The organism is Streptosporangium amethystogenes subsp. fukuiense (assembly GCF_042665875.1).
In the GTDB taxonomy this organism is placed as follows: Bacteria; Actinomycetota; Actinomycetes; order Streptosporangiales; family Streptosporangiaceae; genus Streptosporangium; species Streptosporangium fukuiense.
In genome coordinates this window covers 7,299,666-7,321,156 of the sequence record NZ_JBHTEE010000001.1, presented here as the reverse complement: position 1 = coordinate 7,321,156, position 21,491 = coordinate 7,299,666, and the positions used below count along the sequence as shown (strand labels likewise).

The 21,491-nt window shown below is 71.1% G+C and carries 18 protein-coding genes; 5 read left to right on the top strand and 13 right to left on the bottom strand.

All coding sequences use genetic code 11. The features are described 5' to 3' along the window. Nucleotides 1–7: 7 nt before the first annotated feature. The 13 genes from ACFQVD_RS32485 to ACFQVD_RS32425 form a co-directional block, all read right to left on the bottom strand. Nucleotides 8–1,342, bottom strand: coding sequence for a protoporphyrinogen/coproporphyrinogen oxidase (locus ACFQVD_RS32485; RefSeq protein WP_343971517.1), 1,335 nt, complete (start codon nucleotides 1,340–1,342; stop codon nucleotides 8–10). Next, complete coding sequence (locus tag ACFQVD_RS32480; protein ID WP_343971520.1) at nucleotides 1,339–2,334, bottom strand: UbiA family prenyltransferase; 996 nt, start codon at nucleotides 2,332–2,334, stop codon at nucleotides 1,339–1,341. Before ACFQVD_RS32480 ends, ACFQVD_RS32485 begins: the two co-directional genes overlap by 4 nt. After that, nucleotides 2,331–3,482 (bottom strand): DegT/DnrJ/EryC1/StrS family aminotransferase, encoded by a 1,152-nt coding sequence (locus ACFQVD_RS32475; RefSeq protein ID WP_343971522.1) that lies wholly within the window; start codon nucleotides 3,480–3,482, stop codon nucleotides 2,331–2,333. The genes ACFQVD_RS32480 and ACFQVD_RS32475 overlap by 4 nt, the downstream gene beginning before the upstream one ends. Next, nucleotides 3,479–4,684, bottom strand: a complete 1,206-nt coding sequence (locus ACFQVD_RS32470) for a DegT/DnrJ/EryC1/StrS family aminotransferase (protein ID WP_343971525.1) — start codon at nucleotides 4,682–4,684, stop codon at nucleotides 3,479–3,481. Before ACFQVD_RS32470 ends, ACFQVD_RS32475 begins: the two co-directional genes overlap by 4 nt. A gap of 165 nt (nucleotides 4,685–4,849) precedes the next feature. Further along, on the bottom strand, nucleotides 4,850–5,377 hold the full coding sequence (locus ACFQVD_RS32465) for an EF-hand domain-containing protein (protein WP_343971528.1): 528 nt from the start codon (nucleotides 5,375–5,377) through the stop codon (nucleotides 4,850–4,852). A 239-nt stretch (nucleotides 5,378–5,616) separates the two neighbouring features. Continuing rightward, on the bottom strand, nucleotides 5,617–6,081 hold the full coding sequence (locus tag ACFQVD_RS32460) for a DUF6917 domain-containing protein (RefSeq protein WP_343971531.1): 465 nt from the start codon (nucleotides 6,079–6,081) through the stop codon (nucleotides 5,617–5,619). Between the two features lie 72 nt (nucleotides 6,082–6,153). After that, the gene (locus ACFQVD_RS32455) at nucleotides 6,154–6,999 is read right to left on the bottom strand and encodes a Gfo/Idh/MocA family protein (protein WP_386368732.1); all 846 of its coding nucleotides are present in this window, start codon (nucleotides 6,997–6,999) and stop codon (nucleotides 6,154–6,156) included. Continuing rightward, nucleotides 6,996–8,144, bottom strand: coding sequence for an Ldh family oxidoreductase (locus ACFQVD_RS32450; protein WP_343971537.1), 1,149 nt, complete (start codon nucleotides 8,142–8,144; stop codon nucleotides 6,996–6,998). The genes ACFQVD_RS32455 and ACFQVD_RS32450 overlap by 4 nt, the downstream gene beginning before the upstream one ends. Then, nucleotides 8,141–9,454: a M20/M25/M40 family metallo-hydrolase gene (locus ACFQVD_RS32445; protein ID WP_386272923.1), complete on the bottom strand. Its 1,314-nt coding sequence runs from the start codon at nucleotides 9,452–9,454 to the stop codon at nucleotides 8,141–8,143. The genes ACFQVD_RS32450 and ACFQVD_RS32445 overlap by 4 nt, the downstream gene beginning before the upstream one ends. Then, on the bottom strand, nucleotides 9,451–10,386 hold the full coding sequence (locus ACFQVD_RS32440) for a sugar phosphate isomerase/epimerase family protein (protein WP_343971543.1): 936 nt from the start codon (nucleotides 10,384–10,386) through the stop codon (nucleotides 9,451–9,453). Before ACFQVD_RS32440 ends, ACFQVD_RS32445 begins: the two co-directional genes overlap by 4 nt. After that, nucleotides 10,367–11,377, bottom strand: coding sequence for an oxidoreductase (locus ACFQVD_RS32435; RefSeq protein WP_343971546.1), 1,011 nt, complete (start codon nucleotides 11,375–11,377; stop codon nucleotides 10,367–10,369). Before ACFQVD_RS32435 ends, ACFQVD_RS32440 begins: the two co-directional genes overlap by 20 nt. A 634-nt stretch (nucleotides 11,378–12,011) precedes the next feature. After that, complete coding sequence (locus ACFQVD_RS32430) at nucleotides 12,012–14,303, bottom strand: polysaccharide lyase 8 family protein (RefSeq protein WP_343971549.1); 2,292 nt, start codon at nucleotides 14,301–14,303, stop codon at nucleotides 12,012–12,014. Between the two features lie 407 nt (nucleotides 14,304–14,710). Beyond that, nucleotides 14,711–14,989: a hypothetical protein gene (locus ACFQVD_RS32425; RefSeq protein ID WP_343971552.1), complete on the bottom strand. Its 279-nt coding sequence runs from the start codon at nucleotides 14,987–14,989 to the stop codon at nucleotides 14,711–14,713. 287 nt (nucleotides 14,990–15,276) lie between these two features. Between ACFQVD_RS32425 and ACFQVD_RS32420 the strand changes: the two genes are divergently transcribed. From ACFQVD_RS32420 to ACFQVD_RS32400, 5 genes are all read left to right on the top strand, one after another. Beyond that, nucleotides 15,277–15,522, top strand: a complete 246-nt coding sequence (locus tag ACFQVD_RS32420; protein ID WP_343971555.1) for a DUF6400 family protein — start codon at nucleotides 15,277–15,279, stop codon at nucleotides 15,520–15,522. Next, nucleotides 15,512–15,742 (top strand): hypothetical protein, encoded by a 231-nt coding sequence (locus ACFQVD_RS32415; protein WP_343971558.1) that lies wholly within the window; start codon nucleotides 15,512–15,514, stop codon nucleotides 15,740–15,742. The genes ACFQVD_RS32420 and ACFQVD_RS32415 overlap by 11 nt, the downstream gene beginning before the upstream one ends. Before the next feature lie 1,172 nt (nucleotides 15,743–16,914). After that, a complete protein-coding gene (locus ACFQVD_RS32410) occupies nucleotides 16,915–17,688 on the top strand; it encodes a hypothetical protein (protein WP_343971561.1) in 774 nt (257 codons plus the stop codon). Between the two features lie 30 nt (nucleotides 17,689–17,718). Then, the gene (locus ACFQVD_RS32405) at nucleotides 17,719–19,638 is read left to right on the top strand and encodes a hypothetical protein (protein WP_386272918.1); all 1,920 of its coding nucleotides are present in this window, start codon (nucleotides 17,719–17,721) and stop codon (nucleotides 19,636–19,638) included. Beyond that, complete coding sequence (locus ACFQVD_RS32400) at nucleotides 19,635–21,485, top strand: hypothetical protein (protein WP_343971567.1); 1,851 nt, start codon at nucleotides 19,635–19,637, stop codon at nucleotides 21,483–21,485. The genes ACFQVD_RS32405 and ACFQVD_RS32400 overlap by 4 nt, the downstream gene beginning before the upstream one ends. The last annotated feature ends 6 nt before the right edge of the window (nucleotides 21,486–21,491 follow it).

Below are 21,491 nucleotides of genomic sequence, written 5' to 3'. Positions count from 1 at the left end.
ACCCCGGTCAGCCGGCGGGCGACAGGTGGGCGAGCACCCGCGCGGCGGCCCGCGCGGCGGAGGCGACCGCACCCTCGCTGCACGGGCGCAGCGCCGTCCAGTCGCCCGCGTACTCCACCGCCGAGGCCGGACGGGCCTCGAACGCGGCGCGCAGTTCGAGAGCGCGCGGTGTCGCCTCGGGCAGGCCGTACCGGAACCGATGCACGTGGGCGGAGGTGACGCACGCGGCCACCCCCGGCACGAAGTGTTCGGCACGGGCGGTGAGCCGGTCCGTCACCTCCTCGTCGGAGGCGTCGATCAGTTCGGCGGTGCCCCGGGGTGAGGCGACGAGCGACACCAGGCCGCGCCCTGCGGGCACCCGCCCGGGATGCTTGTGGTGATCCACGGTGATCACGTTGACCAGGGGGTCCTCGGCGGCGGGGACGAGGGTGGCGAAGCCGCGCCGTACGCCCGTGGGGGCCATCGGCCGGTCCAGGACCAGGGTGAGACGGAGCATGGGCGCATAGCCGCACGCGTCCCGGTAGGCGCGTTCGACCGGCGGGGCGTCCGTGTGCAGGCGTGCCGCGACGGGAGCGGGCACCGCCAGTACCGCCGAGCGGGCGGTGACGGTGCCGCCGGGTGACTCCAGCCGGACCTCACCGGGGTCCGCGACCACCCGGGTCACGGTATGCCCGGTGACCACGTCGAGCCGCGCGGCCAGCGCGCGGGCGAGGGTGTCCATGCCGTCGCGGTAGGTGTGCCAGCCGTTCGTGCTGCCCGAAGCCGTCAGATGCGCGGCGAACGGAGCCGCCGCGGCGCGCTCGGGATCCCATCCGAAGAATCCGGCGACCAACGGTTGGATGAGGTAGTCGCGAAGGTCGGGATGGTAGCGCCTGACGAGGTCGGCGACGGTGGCGGAGCCCAGCGGGCCGCGCTCCGGACGGTCAGGATCGAGGTCGCCGAACCGGGCCAGGCGCGTCTGGAGGCGGAACAGGTCCACCCGCGCGCGTGGCGGCAGCCCCGCCCCGGTGAGCAGTCCCAGCGGGCGGCCGACGTGTGGCCTGGAGCGGCCGCCGCGCCATACGGCGAGCGCGTCGCGCACCCGGGGCACGGCCTCGGGGTCGGCGTCCAGGCCGAGGGCGGCGATGAGCCTCCAGGTGGCCGGGTAACCCGCGGCAGAGGGGAGCATCTCGGCTCCGGTGTCGATCAGACAGCCGTGGGCGCGCAGGGTGCGCATCCGCCCGCCGACCGCGTCGGCGGCCTCGAAGACTCTTACCGAGCACCCCGCCTCGGCGAGCGCGTAGGCGGCGGCCAGCCCGGCGGGACCCGCGCCGACCACCGCGACGTCCAATGCGGAGGTCATGTGGCGGTGCCGGCGAGCAGCGGGGCGGCCAGATTCGCGATGACCAGCAGGATCACGGTGACCCGGTGGGCGCGAATGGCGATCCGCCGGGCGCGCAGGATGTCACCTCGCACGGAGCCGATTACCAGGTGGGTCGCGCGCATGGCGAGAACCGGCACCAGGACGACCGGTAACCACCAGGGCACGGCGCCGACGAGGGGGCCGGCGACGATGAGCAGGACCGCGGCGGCGGTCATCACGGTGATGAACGCCGTGTTGACCCCGGCGGGCACCAGGGCCGCGACGGTGACGCGCCCGGCGCGACGGTCTCCGTCGATGTCGTGGGTGTTGGAGTAGAGCCCGAACAGCATCGGCCCGAATCCGAACAGCAGTGCCTGCACGAGAACCAGATCGGTCACCTCGCCGGTGAGCAGGCCGTACGGCACCAGCACCCAGCCGACGCCCAGGCCGATCAGGAAGATCTCCTGAAATCCTCGATAGCTGATCTTCAGCCCCCAGGAGTACTGCACCGACGCCACGACGCACACCGCCGTCAGCACGACCGCCCACGGCGGGCGGTGTGGTGCCACCGCCACCGCCAGCGCCCACAGCACCACGCCGAGCGCGGTCGCCGCCCAGGCGAAACGGAGTGCCTGCGCCTCGGTGAGCGTGCCGGCGACCAGCGGTTTCCTGGCCAGGCGTCGCCTTGCGGCATCGGCGCCGTAGTTGGCCGCGTCGCTGCCGTCGCGGTAGCCGGTGATGTCGTCGAAGCCGACCATGGCGGCCACCACGGCGATCTCGGCGAGGCAGATCAGCACCAGCAGGCCGATGACGCCCGGCTCCCACCGGACGGCGGGAGCGAGCAGCGTCCACACCAGTGGCAGGCCGATGTAGTAGTCGTAGACATCGAGCTTGGCCAGACGCGCGTAGGCCGTGAGGGTACCGCGTGCGGTCGCGGCCGGACCGGACTCCGTTTGCCCGCCGGTTTCCCTGCCGGTGAACTGATCGGTCATCGTGCTCCCCGGGTTTCGTGGGCGAAGGCGCAGACGGTGTCGGCGATGTGTTCCAGCTGGATGTCGCTGAGATGCGGATACAGCGGCAGGGCGAGGTTGCGCCGGGCGGCCGAGGCGGCGTTGGGCCAATGTGTGTCGCGGGGCGCGTGCGGCGCGAACGCGGGCTGGGCGGGAAGGGTACGCGGGTAGTAGACGTGCGAGTCGACGCCGCGCTCGGCCAGGTGTGCTCTGAGCGCCTCGCGGTGGGTGGCCAGCACCGTGTAGACGTAGTGGCAGCGTCCGTCACCGCCGACGGGAGGTGCCGACACCCCGAGGGCGGCCAGGGAGGCGAACCGGGTGGAGTAGTAGTCGGCGATATCCGCCCGGCGTGCCAGCCGTCGGTCCAGACCGGCCAGCCGATGCGTCTGGAAGGCGGCCATCACCTCGTCGAAGCGGCTGTTGTGCCCGATGCGGTGGTGGACGAATCGGCGCGTGCCGTCCTGGCCGTGATTGCGCAGCATCCGCACGCGCGTGGCCAGGTCGGCGTCGTCGGTGACCACCACACCGCCCTCACCCGGCATCCCGAATGTTTTGACCTGCACGAACGAGTAAACGCCCGCGTCGCCCCAGCGACCCGCGGGACGTCCCAGCAGCGTGCCGCCCTGCGCGACCGCCGAGTCCTCCAGCAGGCGCAGGTCGTACCGGTCGGCCAGCTCACGGAAGCGGGGCATGTCCGCCATCGTCGAGAACATGTGCGCCGGCATCAGCGCCTTGGTGCGCGGGGTGATGAGTGCCTCGGCGGCGGCGGGGTCCATGGTCAGCCGCACCGGGTCGATGTCGGCGAAAACCGGCCGGGCACCGATGTTGACGACGGTCGCGGCCAGTGGCGCGCAGCCGAAGGCGGGCACCACCACCTCGTCACCGGGGCCGACTCCCATGGCGTTCAGCACCAGGGTGAGGGCGGCCGTGCCGCTGGAGCAGGCGACGACGTCGCCGGCCCCCAGCCGATCGCACAGTTCTCGCTCGAATCGTGCCGTGTGCTCGCCCAGGATGAACCTCTGGGAGGCGGCGGTACCGATGACGCGCACCGTCTCCAGCAGTGCGTCACGCTCCTCCTCGAACAGGTCGGCCGGAAAGAAGGGGATGGTCGCGGTGGTCGGGGTGGTCACCGTCGTCCTCCCGCGTAGAAGTTCTCGACCTCGTCGCACACCCGGTCCACCTGCCACTCGGCCAGGTCGGGATAGAGCGGTAGCGCGAGGGCTCTCGCGCAGGCCGCCTCGGCACGTGGGAAGTCGCCGGGGGCGTGTCCCAGATGCGCGAAGCACGGCTGGAGATGCATCGGAACCGGATAGTAGGTTTCGGACTCGATCCCCTTGGCCGCCAGATGCGCGACGAGGGCGTCTCGATCTCTGACCTCGATGAGATGGACGTAACAGACCCGGTTGCCGCCGGGGTGTGGTGGGACGGCTCCTGGAACCGCGTACACCCCCGGGACACCGCGCAGCCGGTCGTCGTAGCGCGCCGAGAGCTCGTCTCGGCGGACGATGTCGGCGTCGAGGCGAGCGAGTTTGGTGAGCAGGACGGCGGCCTGGATATCGTCCATCTTGCTGTTGAGGCCGGAGAGCACCGTGGGGTTGGCGATACCGGGGAAGTGGTCCAGGGTGCGTCCGCCGCGACCGTGATGGCGTAGCGCCCGCGCGGTCTCGGCGACGGCGTCGTCGTCGGTGAGCAGCGCCCCGGCGTCACCGATGGCGCCGAGGGTCTTGGTCGGGAAGAACGACAGCACTCCGCCGACGCCGAGCAGCCCGGCGTGCGTGCCGTCCAGACGCATGCCGATGGCTTCGGCGCTGTCCTCCAGGACGGTCAGCCCGTGTCTTCGCGCCACCGCGTGCACGCCCCGCATGTCCGCGAGGCGGTCGAACAGGTGCACCGGCATGACCATCCGGCTGCGGGGGGTCACCACGGCTTCCACGGACCGCGGATCGATCCCGTACCCGTGCTCCTCGATGTCCGCGAAGACGGGCACGCCTCCGGCGAGCACCACCGAGCCGGCCGTGGCGATGAAGGTGTAGGCGGGGACGATGACCTCGTCTCCGGGGCGCAGTCCGGCGGCGCGCAGCAGCAACACCAGCGCGTCGGTGCCGGAGTTGACACCGACGACGTGTCTCGCGCCGGTCCACCGGGCGAGCGCCCCCTCGAACTCCGCGACCTTGGCGCCGTGCGAGAACTTGCCCCGGTCCAGGATGTCGACGCAGTGAGCGCGGATCTCGGGCCACAGCTCACCGAACGACGTGGCCTGGGTGAAGAAGGGGATGGGCGCGGGTTCGGTTCGCGCCGGGGATGTCGTGGGAGGAGGGAGGATCTTCTCCATGGCTCTCTTCCTGTGCGGCATGGTCGGGGAGAGCAGGTCCAGAGAGCACGGCGGCATGGCGCGGAAGGCTACGCGTCGGTTTCGCGCGTCCGGTCGCACCCGCCGTGGGCTGTCCGGGGCGCCTCCGGGCAGCCGCACGACGGGCGCACGGCGGACGCGTCTGGATCAGCGGCCCAGCAGGGGGATGTCGTTCTTGCCGAGGTGGTAGTCGCGAACCGCGTCGATCAGCTCCGTCACGGAGAGCCGGCCGGTGCCGTCGGTGTCCAGTTCCTGGAACGACTGGGCGGCCACGTCCGGCTCAAGACCGATGGCCTCGAACCACTTGGTCATCTCCGTCTGGCTGATCTCGCCGTCGCCGTCGCCGTCCAGGACGTTGACGATGGCCTGGATGGTGGGACCCACCACGCTGGCGAATCCGGCGTCGCCCTTGCTGATGATCTCCTGGTTGGCGGCCTGGATGAACTGGCCCTTGTCCATCTGGGGAGTGCCCGCGGCCCTGGACAGGCGGTCGAACATGGCCAGGTAGACCTGCCGGAGCTCGGCGCCCTTCGGGGTGCCCTGAGCGCCCAGGCCGGTGACGATGTCGTCGGCCTCGGATTCGAAGTCCGAGCGCTCGATCACACCGTCGCCGTCCGAGTCCCAGAGGCGGAAACGCTCTTCCAGACGACTGCTCTGCTTGGTACCTGCGGCCATTTGAGTCCTTTCCCGAGAATTTTGGGCAGCCCAATGGATGAGCGCCAGGGATGAGCAGAGTCAGCAGCAGAATTCCATCCTTTGAAATTCACCACTCTCCGCAATGGACTTATAACCGTGAGTGACGATCCGTAAACGCGGAACCAAGAAAGTGCCACGGCTTTATCTGGTGAGGCATCCAAAAAGGGAACAGCTGGACATAAACAGCCGTACGCCGATATGCGAATATCGATCAATTCTCATAGCCTGATCACCGTGAAATCGGACGCGCCGGCACCGGACTCGTCCATGCTTCCGGGCATGCCCTGCCGGAATACCAGCGACATCTCAGGTGCCAGATTCAGGTCCCGGCCGGTGACCATCGGATCGGCATGGATGAGCACGTTGTAGTGATTGGGGAAGTGGCAGCCGTCGAACCCGAGCAGCACACCGATTCGGCGCCGGCCGATCCAGACCTCGTCACCACGGTCGAGCACACCCGCCGTGGCGATCTCGACGAAGCCGAGAAAACCGACACGGTCGATCCTGGCCCCGGCCGCGGTCTCGGCGTGGTCGGTGACGACCAGCTCGTGCACCTCACCGGCTCGCACGCACCGGCTCGCGTACGGTTCGAGTCGCATACCCCGGTCCGTCCGACGGTGGACCAGCAGCTTCACCAGGGTCGCGGTGACCTCACGCTTGGGGCCGTCCTCGTACGGGTTCACACCGGCTCCTTTCTGGTGGCCGCCGCCAGCCGATAGACGTCCTCGACGAGACGTAGGGCGGGCAGCCCGCCGTCACCGTCCCCCGCGCCGTTCCGGACCCGCTCTTCGAACGCCCGCAGCACCCCCACGTACTCGTGCCACAGAGTTCTTGAACCCCGGATGGCCCGTCAGCATGTCGGCGTAGAGCGTTCGGCCGTCGGCCAGCAGGACTTCGATGTCCTTGCGCTCGCCCGGATAGGACCAGTCGAGCAGCACCCGCACCGACGCCGCCCCGGCGCGCAGTCCGATGTCGGCCTGCCGATCGGTGTCCGCCGCGTCACGGGTGATCCGCGCGGACACCACCTCGGCCGACCCCAGCAGCGACTCGACCAGATCGAACGCGTTGGGGCCGTTGTCGGCGACACATCCGCCGCCGCACCGCCGCGCGTCCAGATACCAGGTGTCCGCCCCCGCGTGCTCCTCGATGCGTTCCAGGTAGCGCACCGTCAGCTTCTCGACCCGTGCCCCGGTGAGCCCGGCTCGCAACCGGCCGACCGCGTGGTTGTACCTGCGGTGGAAGGCGGTGAACAACGGAACGTCCCCACGCGCGGCCAGCCGCGCCAGCGAGACGCCCTGCTCCGTGTCCAACGCGAGCGGCTTCTCCACACACACGGCCACTCCACGCTCCAGCGCGTCCGCGCACACGCGCGCGTGCGCGTCGTTCGGCACGGTGACCACCACCGCGTCCGGACGTACCTCGTCCAGCAGCCGCAGATGGTCGGTGTAGACGGGCACCGAGCCGGTCCGCGCGGCCAGCACCGCCGGATCGCGGTCGCACACCGCGCTCAGCCGCAGCGTCGCAGAGCCGCGCAGCGCCGCGAGGTAGAAACGGGAGATCACACCGAGGCCGACGACCCCGATCCGCAACGGGACCGTCATCGCTCCGCCAGGACGTCCGGTACGGCAAGGCCGGCATCTGCCGCGACCTCCGCCAGTTCGGCGTACACCGTCACGTCCAGCGGGACCCCCGTACTCATATGTTCCTCGGCACGCCGGTGTTCGTGCCAACCGGGGTAGCGCACCGGCTTCGCCCGGTCGACGGGCGGGCAGGCCAGCAACGTGCCGAACAGGACGTTCGCGTCGGCCTCGGCCCCCTCGCGCAACGCACCCGGCGCGACGGCCGCCACGAAGAAGCCGATGTCGTCGTCGCGCCCGCCCGGCCCGCCGTCGCCCACGAGTGCGTCGGGATGCGCGCCCAGCCCGGCACCTGGCACCAGCGCGGCCAGCACCTCCACCGCGATGCCCAGCCCGAACCCCTTGTACTGCCCGGCCTCGCCCCCCAGCCACATCAGGTGTGCCCGCCCGGCGTCGAAGGCGGCGGGGTCGGTGACGGAGACGCCCTCGTCGTCGCGGAGCAATCCTTCGGGGACGGGTCGCCCGGCGCGGGCGGCCTGACGGATACGGCCGGTGGGGGCCGCGGTGGTGCTCATGTCGAGCACGAACGGGGGATGGTCGCCCGCCGGGGCGGCGACGCTGAGCGGGTTGGTACCCAGCATCGTCACCGCACCGCCGGGTGGCCTGGCGATGCGCTGGCCACCACAGTTGCTGGCGACCAGTCCGATCATGCCGCGGGTGACCGCGCGCAGCGCGTGGTGCCCGGCGCAGCCCAGATGGGTGGCCCCGCGCACGGCCGCCACACCGATCCCGTACTCGGCGGCGCGTTCGGCCGCCGCGTCCATCGCGACCCCGGCCACCCACAGGCCGAGCGCCCGGTCGGCGTCGATGAGCACGGCCGCGCCGCGGTCGGCGACCGTACGGGGTTCGGCATGGGGGTCGACCCGCCCCTCGTCGAACAACGGCAGATAGAGCCGGGTCAGGTTGACCAGGCCGTGCGAGTTCAGGCCGGTGAGGTCGCCGTAGCAGAGCGCCCGCGCGGCCTCGTGCGCCCGCTCGGGTGCCAGACCTCGGGCGGCGAACACCGCCGAGGTGAAGCCGAGCAGGTCGGCGTGGCGCACCCGTACGGTCCTCGGCGCCGGCGACGCGGGCTCGGGGTGCGGCCGCGCGGCCGACAGGGTCTGGTTCATGGTCGTCCGTTCGTGTCGTCGGTGAAGGCCAGCAGTAGTCGGGCCACCGCGGCGGCGAACTCCGCGAGCTCGTCGGCCCGCGCGAACTCACCATCGGCGTGGGCGTTGTTGACGGCGAGGTCACCGGGTCCCAGCACCACGGTGCAGGCCCCGGCTACCCCCGACATCCAGATGGCGTCGCAGGTGAAGGCGGGCTCGTCGGGCGGCCACGGCGCGATCCCGGCCGCGTCGCGCAGGAGCGCGTGCATTCGGTGGTCGCGATCGTCCAGGACGGGCAGGCCGCGCTTGAGCCACTCCAGCCGGGTGACGACGTGCGCCTCGGCGGCGGTTCTGGCGAACAGTGCCGTGCCGGCGAAGGCCGTGACGAACGCGTCGAGGCCGTCGGCCAGGGCGGCCCGCAGGTCCCGCTCCAGCCGCTGCCCGGCGGCCGCCGAGGCGTAGGCGAGGTTGAGCAGTAGCGACCCGCCGCCGTAGACCTTGTTGTGCAGGGTGCCCGTGTGCAGGCCCGCCACGCACACCGCGCCCTCGGCTGCGTGCCGGTCGAGCGCCCGGCCCAGGTACTGGGCGAGAAATCCCAGCAGGACACTGGCGTTGTGCCCGTGGGCGGGGTGGTCGTCGACGGCGTCCAGCCCGTCGACGACCACCCGTGCGGTCATCGCCGCCGTACCGCGCGGCAGGAACCTCAGCCGGGTGGGCTCGCAGAAGACGTTCAGCCGCCCGGTGTGGCCGCGCTCCACCAACGGCCTGGTGCCGAAGACGCCCATGGCACCGCCCTCCTCCCCCGCCACGGCCTGGATCAGAATCCCGATGTCACGGCCGATGGCGGGGCGCAGCGCCCGCGCGACGCGCACCCCGGCGAGCAGCGCCACCGCGGGCCCCTTGGCGTCGATCGCGCCGCGACCGTAGAAGCACTCACCGTCGAAGCGGACGGGCTGCCATCCGGCGACGGTGTCCAGGTGCACGTTGAACATCACGGTGCGGGCGACCGGCAGGGCGGGCCCCAGCAGCAGCACCAGGCTGGGCTGGTGTTCGAGGAAAGCGGGGGTGTCCAGCGCCGCGCGCACGGGTGCCGGGACATCTGGGCGGTCGAGTTCGGCCCTCTCGGCGGGCGCGTGGCGTACGGCGCGAAAACCGATCGCGGCGGCGGCGCGGAGATAGTCGGCCTGCGCCTCGCGCAGCCTGGGCGCCGGCGCCTCCGGGCCGGTCTCCAGCGGACCGGCGGTGGGCAGCCGCAGCAGCCGCAGCAGCAGGTCGCGGTCGGCTGGGGCGAGCGGGATCGGGGGCACGGCGCGGGCGGGCGGAGCGGTCATCGGAGCTCTCCGGCCGTTGCCGCCACCTGGGCCACAAGCCGTTCCAGCGCACGCCCGTACGCCACGAATGCGGCGTGGTCGCCACGGCCGGGGTCACCGGGCACCGCGTCGGCGCTCGCCGCGGCGAGGTGCGGGCGCAGGTGCAGGTGCGGCTCGATGGAGAGCGCCCCGGTGTAGCCATGGGCGAGCAGCAGGCGAAGGCATTTCGCGACCTGGGCCTCACCGGTGCCCGGCGGGACGAAGCCGACCCTGCCCTCCGGACCGGTCACCGCGTCCTTGACGTGCACGTGCACCACGTGCTGAACGACGGCGGCCAGCATCGGTGCTGACGGGTATCCATACGCGACGCCGTTGCCGACGTCGAACAGCAGCCGCAGCGCCGGGCTGCCGACGCCGGTCACCAGGTCCAGCATTCGTTCGGCGCGATCGCCCGCCCAGCCCGCGCAGTTCTCGTGCGCCAGCAGCAGCCCGGCGTCCTCGGCGCGCCGCGCCAGCTCACGCAGCCGCCGACGGGCGCGACGGCCCCATTCGGCCTCGGGCAGACCACCCGAGGGGTAGGACATGACACGCACCAGGCGGGTTCCCAGAACGGCGCAGCGTCGGGCAAGGACATCCAGTTCGGCCAGGTCGAGGGCGAAGTCGCCGGTCACCGGTCGGGACCAGTCACCGATCTTGGAGGCGACGCAGACCACGGTGACACCGGCCGCCCGGATGCGCTCCGCCGAGTGGGCGAAGGTGGCCTCGTCCAGCCTCGCGATGGGGAGGCCGCCGATGGTGCGCAGTTCCAGGTGCCTCCAGCCCAAATCGTCCAGAGCGGCGAGCTGGCCGGGCAGGTCGGGGGCCGCCTCGTCGCCGATCCCCGCCGGCACGACTCCGCTCGGCGGTCGTCCGCCGGCTGGAACGGGCGTGTGCTCAGCGGACGCCGTGGACACGCCGGACCTCCTTGTGCTGGGCGGTGTCCGGCTCGTGCGCGGCGCACAGATCCTTGGCCTCGTTGAGCAGCCGGACGGCGTCGATCTGCACCGGCAGCGTCCCCGGCACGGAGGGAAACCGGGCGTAGCGCGTGTAGGCGCTGCGGACGAAGGCGGACAGGGCGTCGTCGGCGAACACCGAGCAGATCTGATCTCGGCCCTCGATCACCACCCGGAGCTGGGCGGTGTGGTCCGCGTCGCTGCACGGATAGTGACCGATGAGGGTCGCCCCCTCGAAGTCCAGAGTGATACGGCGCTCGCGCACGGGCGAGGTCAGGTCCGAGTCGATCTCGGTGTGCACGCCGGAATGGTGATCCAACCGGAGCCTGGCGCGGCCCAGGCGGGGCAACCTGAGTTGGTCGGTCACCATGTCCGTCCAGGAGGCACCGGCGATCCGGGCACCGCCGGCCAGGGTGAGCACCACGGCGAGCGCGTGCGGCATCTCGACGTCGAAGGCGGTGGGGTGGCCGGGGACCGCCGCGCTGCGGGTGAACCGGGGCTTGTTCTGCACCACACGGATGCCGCGCAGCCTGCCGAACTCCCCCGAGTCCACCGCCGCGCGCAGGCGGCGGGTCAGCGAGCTGTGCAGCCAGTGGGTGGCGACGGTGATGTCCAGACCCCAGCGTCGCCTCGTGCGCGCGATGGCCGCCAGGCCCATCAGGTCCAGGGCCAGCGGCTTCTCGATGATGATCTTGCGGTAGCCGAGCTCGGCCAGTCGCTCCAGCACCCCCGAGCGAATATGCGGCGGGGTGCACAGATGGACCACGGTGCGGTGGGGGGGAGTGTGCCCGGCCGCCTCCTCCAGGGTGCCGACCGCGACCACGCCGGCGACATCGGGGGGAGGCCGGAACGGGTCGTGGACGACGACCCGCCCGGGGGCGAGCAGGTCCGGGATCGCGGCGCGCACCCGGGACAGCGCCGGTAGATGCAGCCCTTCTCCAGCCCTGCCCATGCCAAGAATGAAAGTATGTAACATGCCGCATCAGCGCCTTTCCGGGGTGCCTGTCACATATCTCAGAAATATGCTTGCTGGGCCATCCAGATTCATGTCAGGCGTTCGGCGGAGTCCTCGGGCGAACGGTTTCGACGCCACCGAGAAAACCTCATCAACCCGTACCGCATCAGGCTTCGGACCACCGCCTTGCGAAGGCCGGCGATAAAAGAGTCAGGAGGATCGGCGGGAGTCGTCGGCGACTTCGTCGATTCCCTTCGAAACCGACGGCGAGAGAGAACGACTCCACTCCCCGGCGGTCCCATCCGGTCCCGCCCTGGTGAGAACGGCGGTCGCCGAGACCGGAACGGCACTGAACAGCTTCATTCACCCCTCATGGATTGCCTCAGAGCACATCCCGAAAGATCCTGGCGCCCCAGCGGAGTCCCTACGGCACCACCGACACCGGCCATCATCAGGTAATGGAAAGTGATGTGTCAATCACTCTTAGTAACAAAAACTTGTTTCGGCGATCCGGAAGGCGTCAAGCCGCGGGGCGGACCGGTACCCGGCCCGCGCGGCCATCCGGTATCCCGACAAGGCGTCCGGTCCGCCGGCGGCAGAACGACTGCGTCATATGGCTCCGCGGGCTCGCTCAGGTACGCCCCGTGCCACCTGACCGGCCGAGTCGCACGGTGACCGTCTTCGAGCCGCCGCCCCGGTCCGCCAGCCGGCCGAAGGCGAGGGTGAGGCTCGCGCCGGTCGTGGCGCTCGTCAGGAGCGGGTGTTCGCCGAGCACCTCGGCCACCGGCCGGTCCCAGGTCACGATCAGTTCGTCCAGGTCGCGCCGGGGATCCGACACGGTCAGCGTGGCCGTACCGTCACCGCGCTCTCTGACCAGGACCGCGCATGGAGCGGAGGCGGTCAGGGCGCCGACGGCTCCGTCGTTCCAGAAGTTGACCGCGGTGATTCCGAGAGACGGGACCCGGACGCCCTGCTGCCTGGCGGTGTTGGCGAGCACCCGCGCCCAGCCGGGGTCGGCGGCCCGGGCCCGGGTCTCCGCCCGGCTCGCACCCGGCAGGAGAAGGTAGACGTAACCGGCCGAGTCCGGGTCGACGCCGTGGTCCAGCCAGAGCGTCACGTAGCTCCGGGTCACCTGGCCCGCGGTGCGTTCCTCGCGCAGCGTGCGCAGCCGGGTGGGACAGGGCAGGACGTAGCCACCGTGCCCGGCCAGATGCGCCCAGCCCTCCCGGTCGTCCACGGTGAGGGGCGCGCCGGTCCTGCGGTTGTCCACGACGGTCTCGACCGCCACGCCGTCCTCGCTGGTGATCCCGGCCCCCAGGCAGAGCACCGCGTCGTCGAGGAAGAACCACGACTTGAAAGCCTCCATCGTGCTCTCGAACCCGTTCAGGTGCTGGCCGACCGTCGCGTAGGTGCCGTCGGTGGCACCGCCCACCCAACGGGCAGGCGGGCAGGTGTCGCCCCAGGCGTTACCGGCGCCGTCGGCCAGCCGCCTGGTGGAGACGGTCGTGCCCGGCAGGCGGTAGGGGTCGACGGTGGACCAGAACGAGTCCGAGTACTGGTCACCGTGCCCCTCGCCCCACCAGTAGAGCATCCCCGATCCGGTGTGCCAGCCGCGCCGGTTCTCGCCGTTGCCGTGCTCGTAGTGGCCGATCCGGTACGAGGCCATGCTGAGCCCCGCGCACCAGGTCGGCCTGCGGTGGACGGCGCGGGCACTCATCGCCGGCAGCCGGTGCCCGGGGGGTTCCTCGGCCGCCGGGATCGCGTCGTCGTTCAGGACCGCGGCGAGGCGGGCGTGGAACCCCAGGTCGCTCCGCTCTGCCGCGTCGAGCATGGGTCTGGAGGTGTCGCGCAGCGCCCATCCCTTGACCATGCCCTGCCAGCGGACCCGCTCGGCGGCGGAGGCCGCCTCCCCCAGCAGCAGGATCGCCGCGGCGATGTCGCGTCCCCTGCGGTGGTCGCCGTACGGTTCCCTGCCGATCCCCCGGCCGCTGACCAGGTCCATGCAGAAGCCGTCGTGGACGAACGGCGCGAACGACCTCTCGACACCGTCGAAGACGACCTGCCTGTTCGGATCGGTGATCTCCCATGGCGAGCCGCGCAGCACCGCGAACAGTGTGGCGAGCCCGGACAGCAGCACCACCCCGTACCCGCCCTGGTAGGGGACGGACGTGTGCTGGACGAACGAGCCGTCCCGATAGAGCCCGTCGCCCTCGAAGACGTAGCGGAAGACCGGGGAGAGAGCGGAGGCGGCCAGCGCGACCTTTCCGGAGTCGGAGCCGAGGATGGCGCGGAGCAGCATCACCGTGCACAGGTCCACCCGGTTGGCCCCGGTGCTGGTGCCCTCGTAGTCGTCCAGCCGGCACTCGGGGAGAAAGTGGTCCACCGCCTCCTGAAGCGCCCCGCTTCGTGGGTCTGTCAGGTGCGGACCGATCAGCACGGCCGCGTCGAGGAGCTTTCTGGGAACGCCGATCTGCCAGTTCCACCAGTTGCCCGCCGGGTCGGCGCCCGCGGCGTACACCCGCCGCCGGTAGTGGTCGATGCCTTCCGCGACGGCGACGGCCAGGTTCGCGTCGCCGGTCAGCCCGGTGCCCGGCAGCGCGTACCCGCGGGCCATGGTCCGCAGCCGCGCCGGAGTGTCGGTGAAGGAGGGGAACGCCAGCCCCGGCCAGAGCGAGGCGCCGGTGGGCACCATGGTGTCGCGGTACCCGGCGGCCGTCTTCCCCAGCCTCGCCAGCCGGGTTCGGTACGGCTCGGCCGCAGGGTCGAATCCCGACCCCGCCGACGCCTCCCGCCAGCGGCGGCGTAGCGGGGCGAAGTGGTCGTTCACCGGGTTCACCGTACGCCCGGTGTGCGCCGGGATCATCGCTCCGGCCACGGCGACCCCGCCGAGCTGGAGAAATAATCTCCTGGAATGTCCAGTCACATATGGATTGTCAGCCGGAAATCACCCCTGCCCTGGATGCCACGCCGCGCTGTCACCGCCTGCTCAGGTACTCTCCGATCACCGAACGAGAGACCAAGGACGCCCGGGTCCCGCCGGGTGGCCCTGCGGCGAGCGCCGCCTCGGACGGCTCACCGGGGCTCTTTCCCCGGTGCGGGACCGCGGGCACCGCTTTGGCCAGGTCGATGACCAGACCCCGCGCGCAACCGGATCCCCCGCCCGTCGCACCCGGGCATCGCGACTCCTCCCCGGCTTCCCCGCCGGGCGCGGGACACCGGTGCCGCCCGGTGAAGCGCCGCGGGCCGCGCGGGGTCCGATTCCACCGGGCCGCCCGACCGTGATCGGGTACGACTCCCGGTGGCGCCCGGGGAGACATGATCCGACAGGGGTCAGAGGTCCACGTCGTGGGAGGCGATCACGTGGACCCCCTCGGGATGCCGGCCCGCGGGGGTGACCAGGACCCGCCTGCCCTGCTCCCGGTAACCGTGCTCGGTCAGCCACATCAGGGCGTACGGCCCGAGGTCGCTGAAATTGACCGGGCAGTCGGGCGAAAAGAGGTCCTGGCCCGACGGGAGACCGCCGGTGTCGCCTTCGACGATCGACAGGGTGTACGTGGTCATGGCAGCCCCCGAGCCGTAGTTGTTCTCGGCTGCTCCATACCCGGTCATCCGGATTCCGCCCTCGGCCCCCGGTCTCCTCGCCCCGGCCGCCCCCGGCCGCCGGGCATCAGGCGGCGCTCGCGGCCCGGCCGCCACGCGTCATTCGAAATATCATTAAAGGCAATATAAAGGACATATAGGTATATACTGGACAAGTATCTCTCCGGGAGGAGTCCCTCCCGCGGCACATGTGGCCGATCGCGAAGAGCGGCCCACCCAGGCCATGCCCCCGATGCCGGCCCCTCTTCCCCGACGGCTCCTCCGACACGTTCACCAGCAGACCCGGAAGCCATGTCATGAGTCAGGACAGCACCAGACCGTATGTCGACTTCGAGATCGACCTCACCCTTGAGGAGACTCGCCGCCGCGCCGCCGTCATGGCGGCGCTGGAGCCGGACTGGGACCCTCCGGGGGTGATGCGGGCCGAGGAGGAGGCGTACGACCTCCTCTACTCCGGCCTCGACAGCCGACAGCAGGAGATCTACGACATGCTCGTGGCCGCCGGTGTGCTTCCCCCGAGGGAGCCCGGCCATGCCGCTTGACCCGCACGCCGACTTCGGGCGCAGGGCGTGGCTGCCCTGCCCCGGCTGCCAGGACCACCTCGACTGCGACGACTGCCTCGGCGGCCGCAACTGCGGGGAGCACTGGCGCTACCTCATCGGCAACACCGGAAGCCTGCTGCACCTGCAGTGCCCGGCATGCACCCACCTGTGGAACCACGAGACGGGCTTCGGCTCGGGCGGCCGGACCACCCCCGGCTGACCTGGCCATTGAAGTAGACGACGCCCCCTGCCCGGACGGGGCGTTTCGCGTCGGCACCGGGCCCGTCCACCCGCGCTCGCCCCGGGCCGATCGCGTGCCCGGCGGGCCGTTCGGGGCGCCCATCCCGAGACGGAAGACCGTCGTCCCCGGCGGGCACGGAAAAGACGGAGCTCCAATTCCTGGAACGGGGTCCGAGGCCGAACAGTCGAACCCGGGAAACGCATTCATATCAAGTTGTTATGGAGATTGTACCAATCCGGAGTGTGAAAGGTTTTCGCGATCACTTGCCCCCCGCGGGACGCCGGACCGGAGACCGGAAAGCCCAACGGAAGGTGAACGACAGGTTTGCCCAGGGAAAAGGGCAGTTCACCAAGGGGCACGGAAGGTCACCCGAAACCCAGAGATGAGGGCACATCTCTAGAGAACTACTGGTACGGTCCATCGACAGGATGCCAGCAGGTGAGGGCGGTCCACGTTTCGGACAGCCCATATATCGACTTAAGTGTTATTTATAATCAAATAGCCATAAGTAGCAATTACTAAGCCCTTTACCTTCCCAATAGATCACGGTCAGTCTAATATTTGGACCTATGTCATGGCGTGCATCAGATTTCCCAGATGGACAGGCTGGGTCCTCTGGCCGTGGCAGTGCTTCCTCCAGGCATGATTCCGAACAGGGATCCGACTGGCATCCCGAACGCCTCCCGTCATTCGATTGGCGGAAGGTCATTCTGTTCACCGCGGTTTTAGCGATCATCGCCGCCTCCGCGTTCTGGCTCGCGACCCGAGAGCCCTCCGGTCCGTCCCTCGCGGCGAACCCCACTCCCGACTCCTCGGACGCCGGCTGGGAGAAGGCCGTTTCCTCGCCCTCACCCTCACCGACGCCGTCCTCCTCATCTCCCACCCCCGGCTCGACCCCGAAACCCGCGAAGAGCGGCAGGTCCTCTCCTCGCCCCGAGGCGACCCGTACGGAGAACCCCCCCGCGGAGAAACCCCCTGCGGAGAAGTCCCGTACGGAGAAACCCCGGACCGAGACGGAAACCCCCCCGCCCGGCACCGACTCGCCGGCCGCGTCCCGTCCGCCCCAGCTCACCGTCAAGGAGGCGTACGGCATCCACGGTCGCTACCAGCGAGGGCTGTCGGCCGCCCAGAGCAGGAAGGACCAGGCCGCCATGGCGAAGCTGGAGCACGGGCTCGCGCTGGAGATGACGCGGGCCGGCTTCAAGACCGCCGAGATGGAGAAGAAGTCGCTGGCCTCGGGGATATGGCCCAACCCGCAGATGTGGATCCCGCGCCATGTGAACGGCACCGCCGACTGGTTCGTGGCGGTCTCGTACGAACCCGGTGTCGCCCGGGTCGTCGACGTGATGAGTTCGGCACCCGGTGGCTGGCGGCTCGTCGCCTCGGCCGCCGACACGCGTGCCACCCCGGCGCGGTTCCCCAAGATAGCGACCGACGCGGAAGGCTACGCGACGAGCCTGCCGGAGAACGCCACCGGACTGAGCGCGACCCCTCGCCAGATCGCCCGCGCACACCTGGCGAGCCTGGAGAACGCCGAGGTCGACGCACAGTTCGACGAGGGGCCGTGGACCAGCGAGGCCGCACTGTTCTGGCAGCAGGAGCGGGCGCAGCTGAGACAGGCCGACTGGAAGCTCACGCTGTCGTACCGGCTTGAGGGACCGGTACGCGCGCTCAGGACCAGTGACGGGGGCGCCCTGGTCTGGTACGGAGCCCGATCCACCGAGGTCCGCGAAGCGGAGCGGGAGGGCGCGACGGTCAGGCTGAAGGGCTCGGCCGCCGTCCGCACCCGCGGTAAGGCCTTCGCCCACTCGGTGAGCGCCACATACGGACGCATGTATGTGACATATGTCCCCCCCGCCGGCTCGAACGAGCCCGCTCGCGTGCTGGGCGAGTGGAGCGACGTCCTGGAAAGCCACGGCGACTGACGTTTCACCGGAAGAAAAGGAACATTCATAATGACACCCTCACGTAAGCCATCGCGCGCGACGGTGCTCACTGCGAGTGTCGCGATCGGCGTCTTCAGCGCCGGCGCCGGGCTGGGGACCGTCATCGCCGTCCGCTCCGACCCCGGTGGGGGGCAGGTGATGCGACTGGCCGCGGGCACGTATCTCCTCGATGACCAGGCCGACGCCTGGTCATCGAGTGCGTCTTCCGGCGGTGACCGACCGGTCCCGCTCTCCGGTGCCGACGCGGGCAGCACCATCGCGGGCGCTGCCCGCCGCGGCGACTCCGCGGACCCGCGGGTCTGCCTGACCACCACCACCGACGGGCACGCGGTCGAGGCATCGGGGGAAGGCTGCGTCGCCCTCCCGGTCCTGGCCCTGGCCGCCGCCGCGGCCCCGCTCGCACAGCGGCCCGGCAACCCCAAGAGCACGCCGACCCCGCCACCGCCCAAGACGACCACGGAGACGAAACCCTCGACTCCCAAGAAGAGCGCCCCGGCCCCCAAGGCCACCTCGGCGCCGGTGCAGCCCGCCCCCAACCCGGGGCCGGTGCAACCCCCGGCTCCACCACCGGTGGCGAACCCCCAGCCCGTCAAGCCCCCGGCCCCTCCGGCGCCGACGCCGACGGAGAGGATCAGCGGGAACATCTCGCAGAGCGAGAACGAGAGCGGCAGCGTCATCGAGCGCCCCGCGGAGAAGAAGATCGAGGTGGTCTCGCCGCCCAAGCCGACCCCTGAGGCAGGCAGGACGAAGTCCTCGGGACCCGCGCCGTCATCGCAGCCCCAGCCCCCCGGCGGCAACCGCACCTCCCAGCCACAGCCCACCGGCGACAACAAGTCACAACCCCAGCCCCCCGGCGGCAACCGCACCTCCCAACCGCGGCCCACCGGCGACAACAAGTCACAACCCCAACCTCCCGGCGGCAACCGCACCTCCCAGCCCGGGGAGACGGCACCGCACGCCCGGCCGACGGGCACCCTGCGGCCGGCGATCCGGTCGGGCACGGGCCAGCCGATCGTGCCCTCCGGCGATGTCAGGCCCCCCACGGCACCCGTCGTCGTGCCACCCGCGACCAGACCGACGGACGACGCGGGTGCGCCTTCGCTGAGGACACAGCCCTCGATACCGCCGAGAGCGGCGACACCGACAGCACCCGGTGGCAGCCTGAAACCTGTCCAGCCGCAGCCGCAGCCGTCCGCCGGTCCCGGCGAGAACGCGTCGCAGGGTCCCGACGGAACCGTGCTCATGCCGGCCACGCCGCAACTCCCCGGCGGCCAGAACGGCGTCTCGCTGCCGGTCTTCGAGGACCCCGAGCTCCTGCGGCGAGCCTACGAGGCCCTCGGACTGGACAGGGGCATGCGCTACACGGACGAGAACGGCGTGTGGGATCTCAACATCGCCCCGCCGGGCACGCCGCCGTGCCGCAACTACACCACCGAGGAACTGCAGGCGCTGAGCACGTCCCAGGGCCCGAGCCCGACCCAGAGCGGCCAGACGATCCCCCGCGACTCGTGCCTGTGGCCCGCGTTCATCCGCTGGCTCTACGCGGAGCCCGCACCCGGTGAGGTCAGCAACTGGACCAAGTTCACCGGCCTGCCCCAGCGGAACCTGGAACTCGTGGTGACCGACCCCGCTCCCGTGCCGCTTCCCCAGCCGGTGCCCGGCCAGAGCCTTCCCGACCCAGGCCAGGTCCAGCCCGATCCCGGCCAGGTCCAGCCCGACCCAGGCCAGTCCCTTCCCGAGCAGGCCGACCAGGGCCGGCAGGTTCCCGCACAGCCCGATCCCGGCCGGTTGAGCCCGGCTCAGCCGGGAACGGGAGACGGCGCCCCCTCGCAGTGGGGTCGCGGCGAGAACGACCGGGACCGGACCTCCTCTTTCCAGCCCGACCAAGGCCCGGCCGAGCCGGACCCGGTCGAATACGACGGCCAATGAGCACACCCACCGGAACCGGGCGTTTCGCGCCCGGCCCCGGCCAGGGGGCGGCCTGGGTGCGCGAGCACGGCGCGCACCTGATGGACTACGCCGCCTCCCACCTCGAATCCGGCCGGGCACGCGCGGCGGTCGTCGCCGCGCTGGCGGCCGGCCGGACCGAGGCCGCCCCCGAAGGCGTCACGGTCCGGGGACGGTTGCTGGCCGCGGTACGACGTGACTGCCGCACCTCCACCGTCCACCGGGAGCGGTACGTGCCGGGTTCGGGACCCGGCATGCCCGACGCCCTGCTGATCGAACGGGTGTGGACGATCGTCGACCCTCTGGGCACGGAGACGCTCAGGTTGATGTACCGCCACGCGCTCGGCATGGAGGATCTCCCCCACGTGCTGGGGATGCCCGCCGACGAGATCGGCAGGCTCGCCACCCGTACCCAGGATCTGATCGAGACCCTGGTGAGCGGGCTGGACGCGCTCGCCAACGGGCGGCGTACCTGTCCAGAACTCGCCCCGCTGGTGGAGACGGTCTTTCCCGGCGTCTTCCCCACCGGCAGGCCCGGTGGGCAGGCGTCCTCCGCCATCGATCCCGACGACGCCCGGGCGGCCCTGCTCTCCCACATGATCAGGTGTTCCGTGTGTACGCGGCCGATCAACATCCGCTACACGGTCCCACAGATGATCTCTCACCCGCCGGTCGCGCCGCTCTCCGCCGAGGAACGACAGCGGCTCACGGACTCGCTGCCTCCGGAGCCGGTCCCACCCGCACCTCCCGCCAAGAGTCGGCCCTCCGTCCTCCCCGCTCCTCCGGCCGGGAGCGGCGTCCCCGCCGCTCCGGTACCGCCGGCCGTGGCACTGCCGGCGCCCAGGGTCGGCACGCCTCCCTATCCGCCGGTGGCCTCGAAGCCACCGGCGAAACCACCCGCCACGACGTCAACGGGCACAGGGTCGGCGAATGCGGCCCCGCCGGTCGCCCCACCGGCGGGCGGACCGGTGGCGGGCACCTCCGATCCCTCCGGCCTGCCCCCGCTGCCCGCCCTGCCGCCCCGCAGGACCCGGCCCGTCCGCCCACCGTCCGCACCCCCCGTACCCGGGCACGACACCCCGTTGTACGACGCCCTGCTCACCCAGGCATGGGCGCGCGAGGTCCTCGCCCAGAGCGAGGAGATCACCGGCACCATCCCCAGACAGGCGCCGCCCGCCGCTCAACCCGTCGCCAGAGCCGAGCCCGTCGTCATCGCGGGGCAGGCGTCCATCGAGATGCGCGACGACGCCCAGGTTCCCGCACTGCGTTTCCACACCGAGCCCGACGACCGCCCCGGCGAGGAGCGGATCGAGATGGGGATCCGCGTGCTGGAGGCGCTCAGCTGGGCCGGTACCCGGATCAGGAACATGACGATCAAGATCGTCATCATCGTCGTGGCGGGCACGGCCGGCACCCTGACCGGAATGAACCTTCTCGGCCCCGCGATCGAGTCGAAGGAGCCGGCGAGGTCGCTGCAGGCGTCCACCAGCCAGAGCACCCAGACTCCCCCCACCGCGGGCGCGCCGGCGCGACGAGACGGACTCGCCTCCCGCCTGCGGGTCCCGCCCGTGGTGACGCTGGACGAGTTCGGCCAGGGAAGCATGCTCCTCACCCTCTCGGGAGAGCCGTTGAAGTGGCGGATATCGGCTCCCGGCCTGGCCGTGAGCCCTTCCGACGGCACGTTGCGGGAAGGGGTCACGCAGGTGATCAACCTGCGGGCCCACCGGATCCGCAACTGGTGTGGTGCCCCCGCCTCCGTCACCGCCCCGCTGACCGTTCACGGCCTCGACGACTCGATCACTACGACGGTGCGCTGGCGGACCTGCTGACAGCCC

Excerpts from the sequence above, each read along its gene's own strand:
- ACFQVD_RS32485 (WP_343971517.1), bottom strand. The coding sequence starts at position 1,342 with ATGACCTCCGCATTGGACGTCGCGGTGGTCGGCGCGGGTCCCGCCGGG.
- ACFQVD_RS32480 (WP_343971520.1), bottom strand. The coding sequence starts at position 2,334 with ATGACCGATCAGTTCACCGGCAGGGAAACCGGCGGGCAAACGGAGTCC.
- ACFQVD_RS32470 (WP_343971525.1), bottom strand. The coding sequence starts at position 4,684 with ATGGAGAAGATCCTCCCTCCTCCCACGACATCCCCGGCGCGAACCGAA.
- ACFQVD_RS32465 (WP_343971528.1), bottom strand. The coding sequence starts at position 5,377 with ATGGCCGCAGGTACCAAGCAGAGCAGTCGTCTGGAAGAGCGTTTCCGC.
- ACFQVD_RS32455 (WP_386368732.1), bottom strand. The coding sequence starts at position 6,999 with ATGACGGTCCCGTTGCGGATCGGGGTCGTCGGCCTCGGTGTGATCTCC.
- ACFQVD_RS32450 (WP_343971537.1), bottom strand. The coding sequence starts at position 8,144 with ATGAACCAGACCCTGTCGGCCGCGCGGCCGCACCCCGAGCCCGCGTCG.
- ACFQVD_RS32445 (WP_386272923.1), bottom strand. The coding sequence starts at position 9,454 with ATGACCGCTCCGCCCGCCCGCGCCGTGCCCCCGATCCCGCTCGCCCCA.
- ACFQVD_RS32435 (WP_343971546.1), bottom strand. The coding sequence starts at position 11,377 with ATGGGCAGGGCTGGAGAAGGGCTGCATCTACCGGCGCTGTCCCGGGTG.
- ACFQVD_RS32425 (WP_343971552.1), bottom strand. The coding sequence starts at position 14,989 with ATGACCGGGTATGGAGCAGCCGAGAACAACTACGGCTCGGGGGCTGCC.
- ACFQVD_RS32420 (WP_343971555.1), top strand. The coding sequence starts at position 15,277 with ATGAGTCAGGACAGCACCAGACCGTATGTCGACTTCGAGATCGACCTC.
- ACFQVD_RS32415 (WP_343971558.1), top strand. The coding sequence starts at position 15,512 with ATGCCGCTTGACCCGCACGCCGACTTCGGGCGCAGGGCGTGGCTGCCC.
- ACFQVD_RS32410 (WP_343971561.1), top strand. The coding sequence starts at position 16,915 with ATGGCGAAGCTGGAGCACGGGCTCGCGCTGGAGATGACGCGGGCCGGC.
- ACFQVD_RS32405 (WP_386272918.1), top strand. The coding sequence starts at position 17,719 with ATGACACCCTCACGTAAGCCATCGCGCGCGACGGTGCTCACTGCGAGT.
- ACFQVD_RS32400 (WP_343971567.1), top strand. The coding sequence starts at position 19,635 with ATGAGCACACCCACCGGAACCGGGCGTTTCGCGCCCGGCCCCGGCCAG.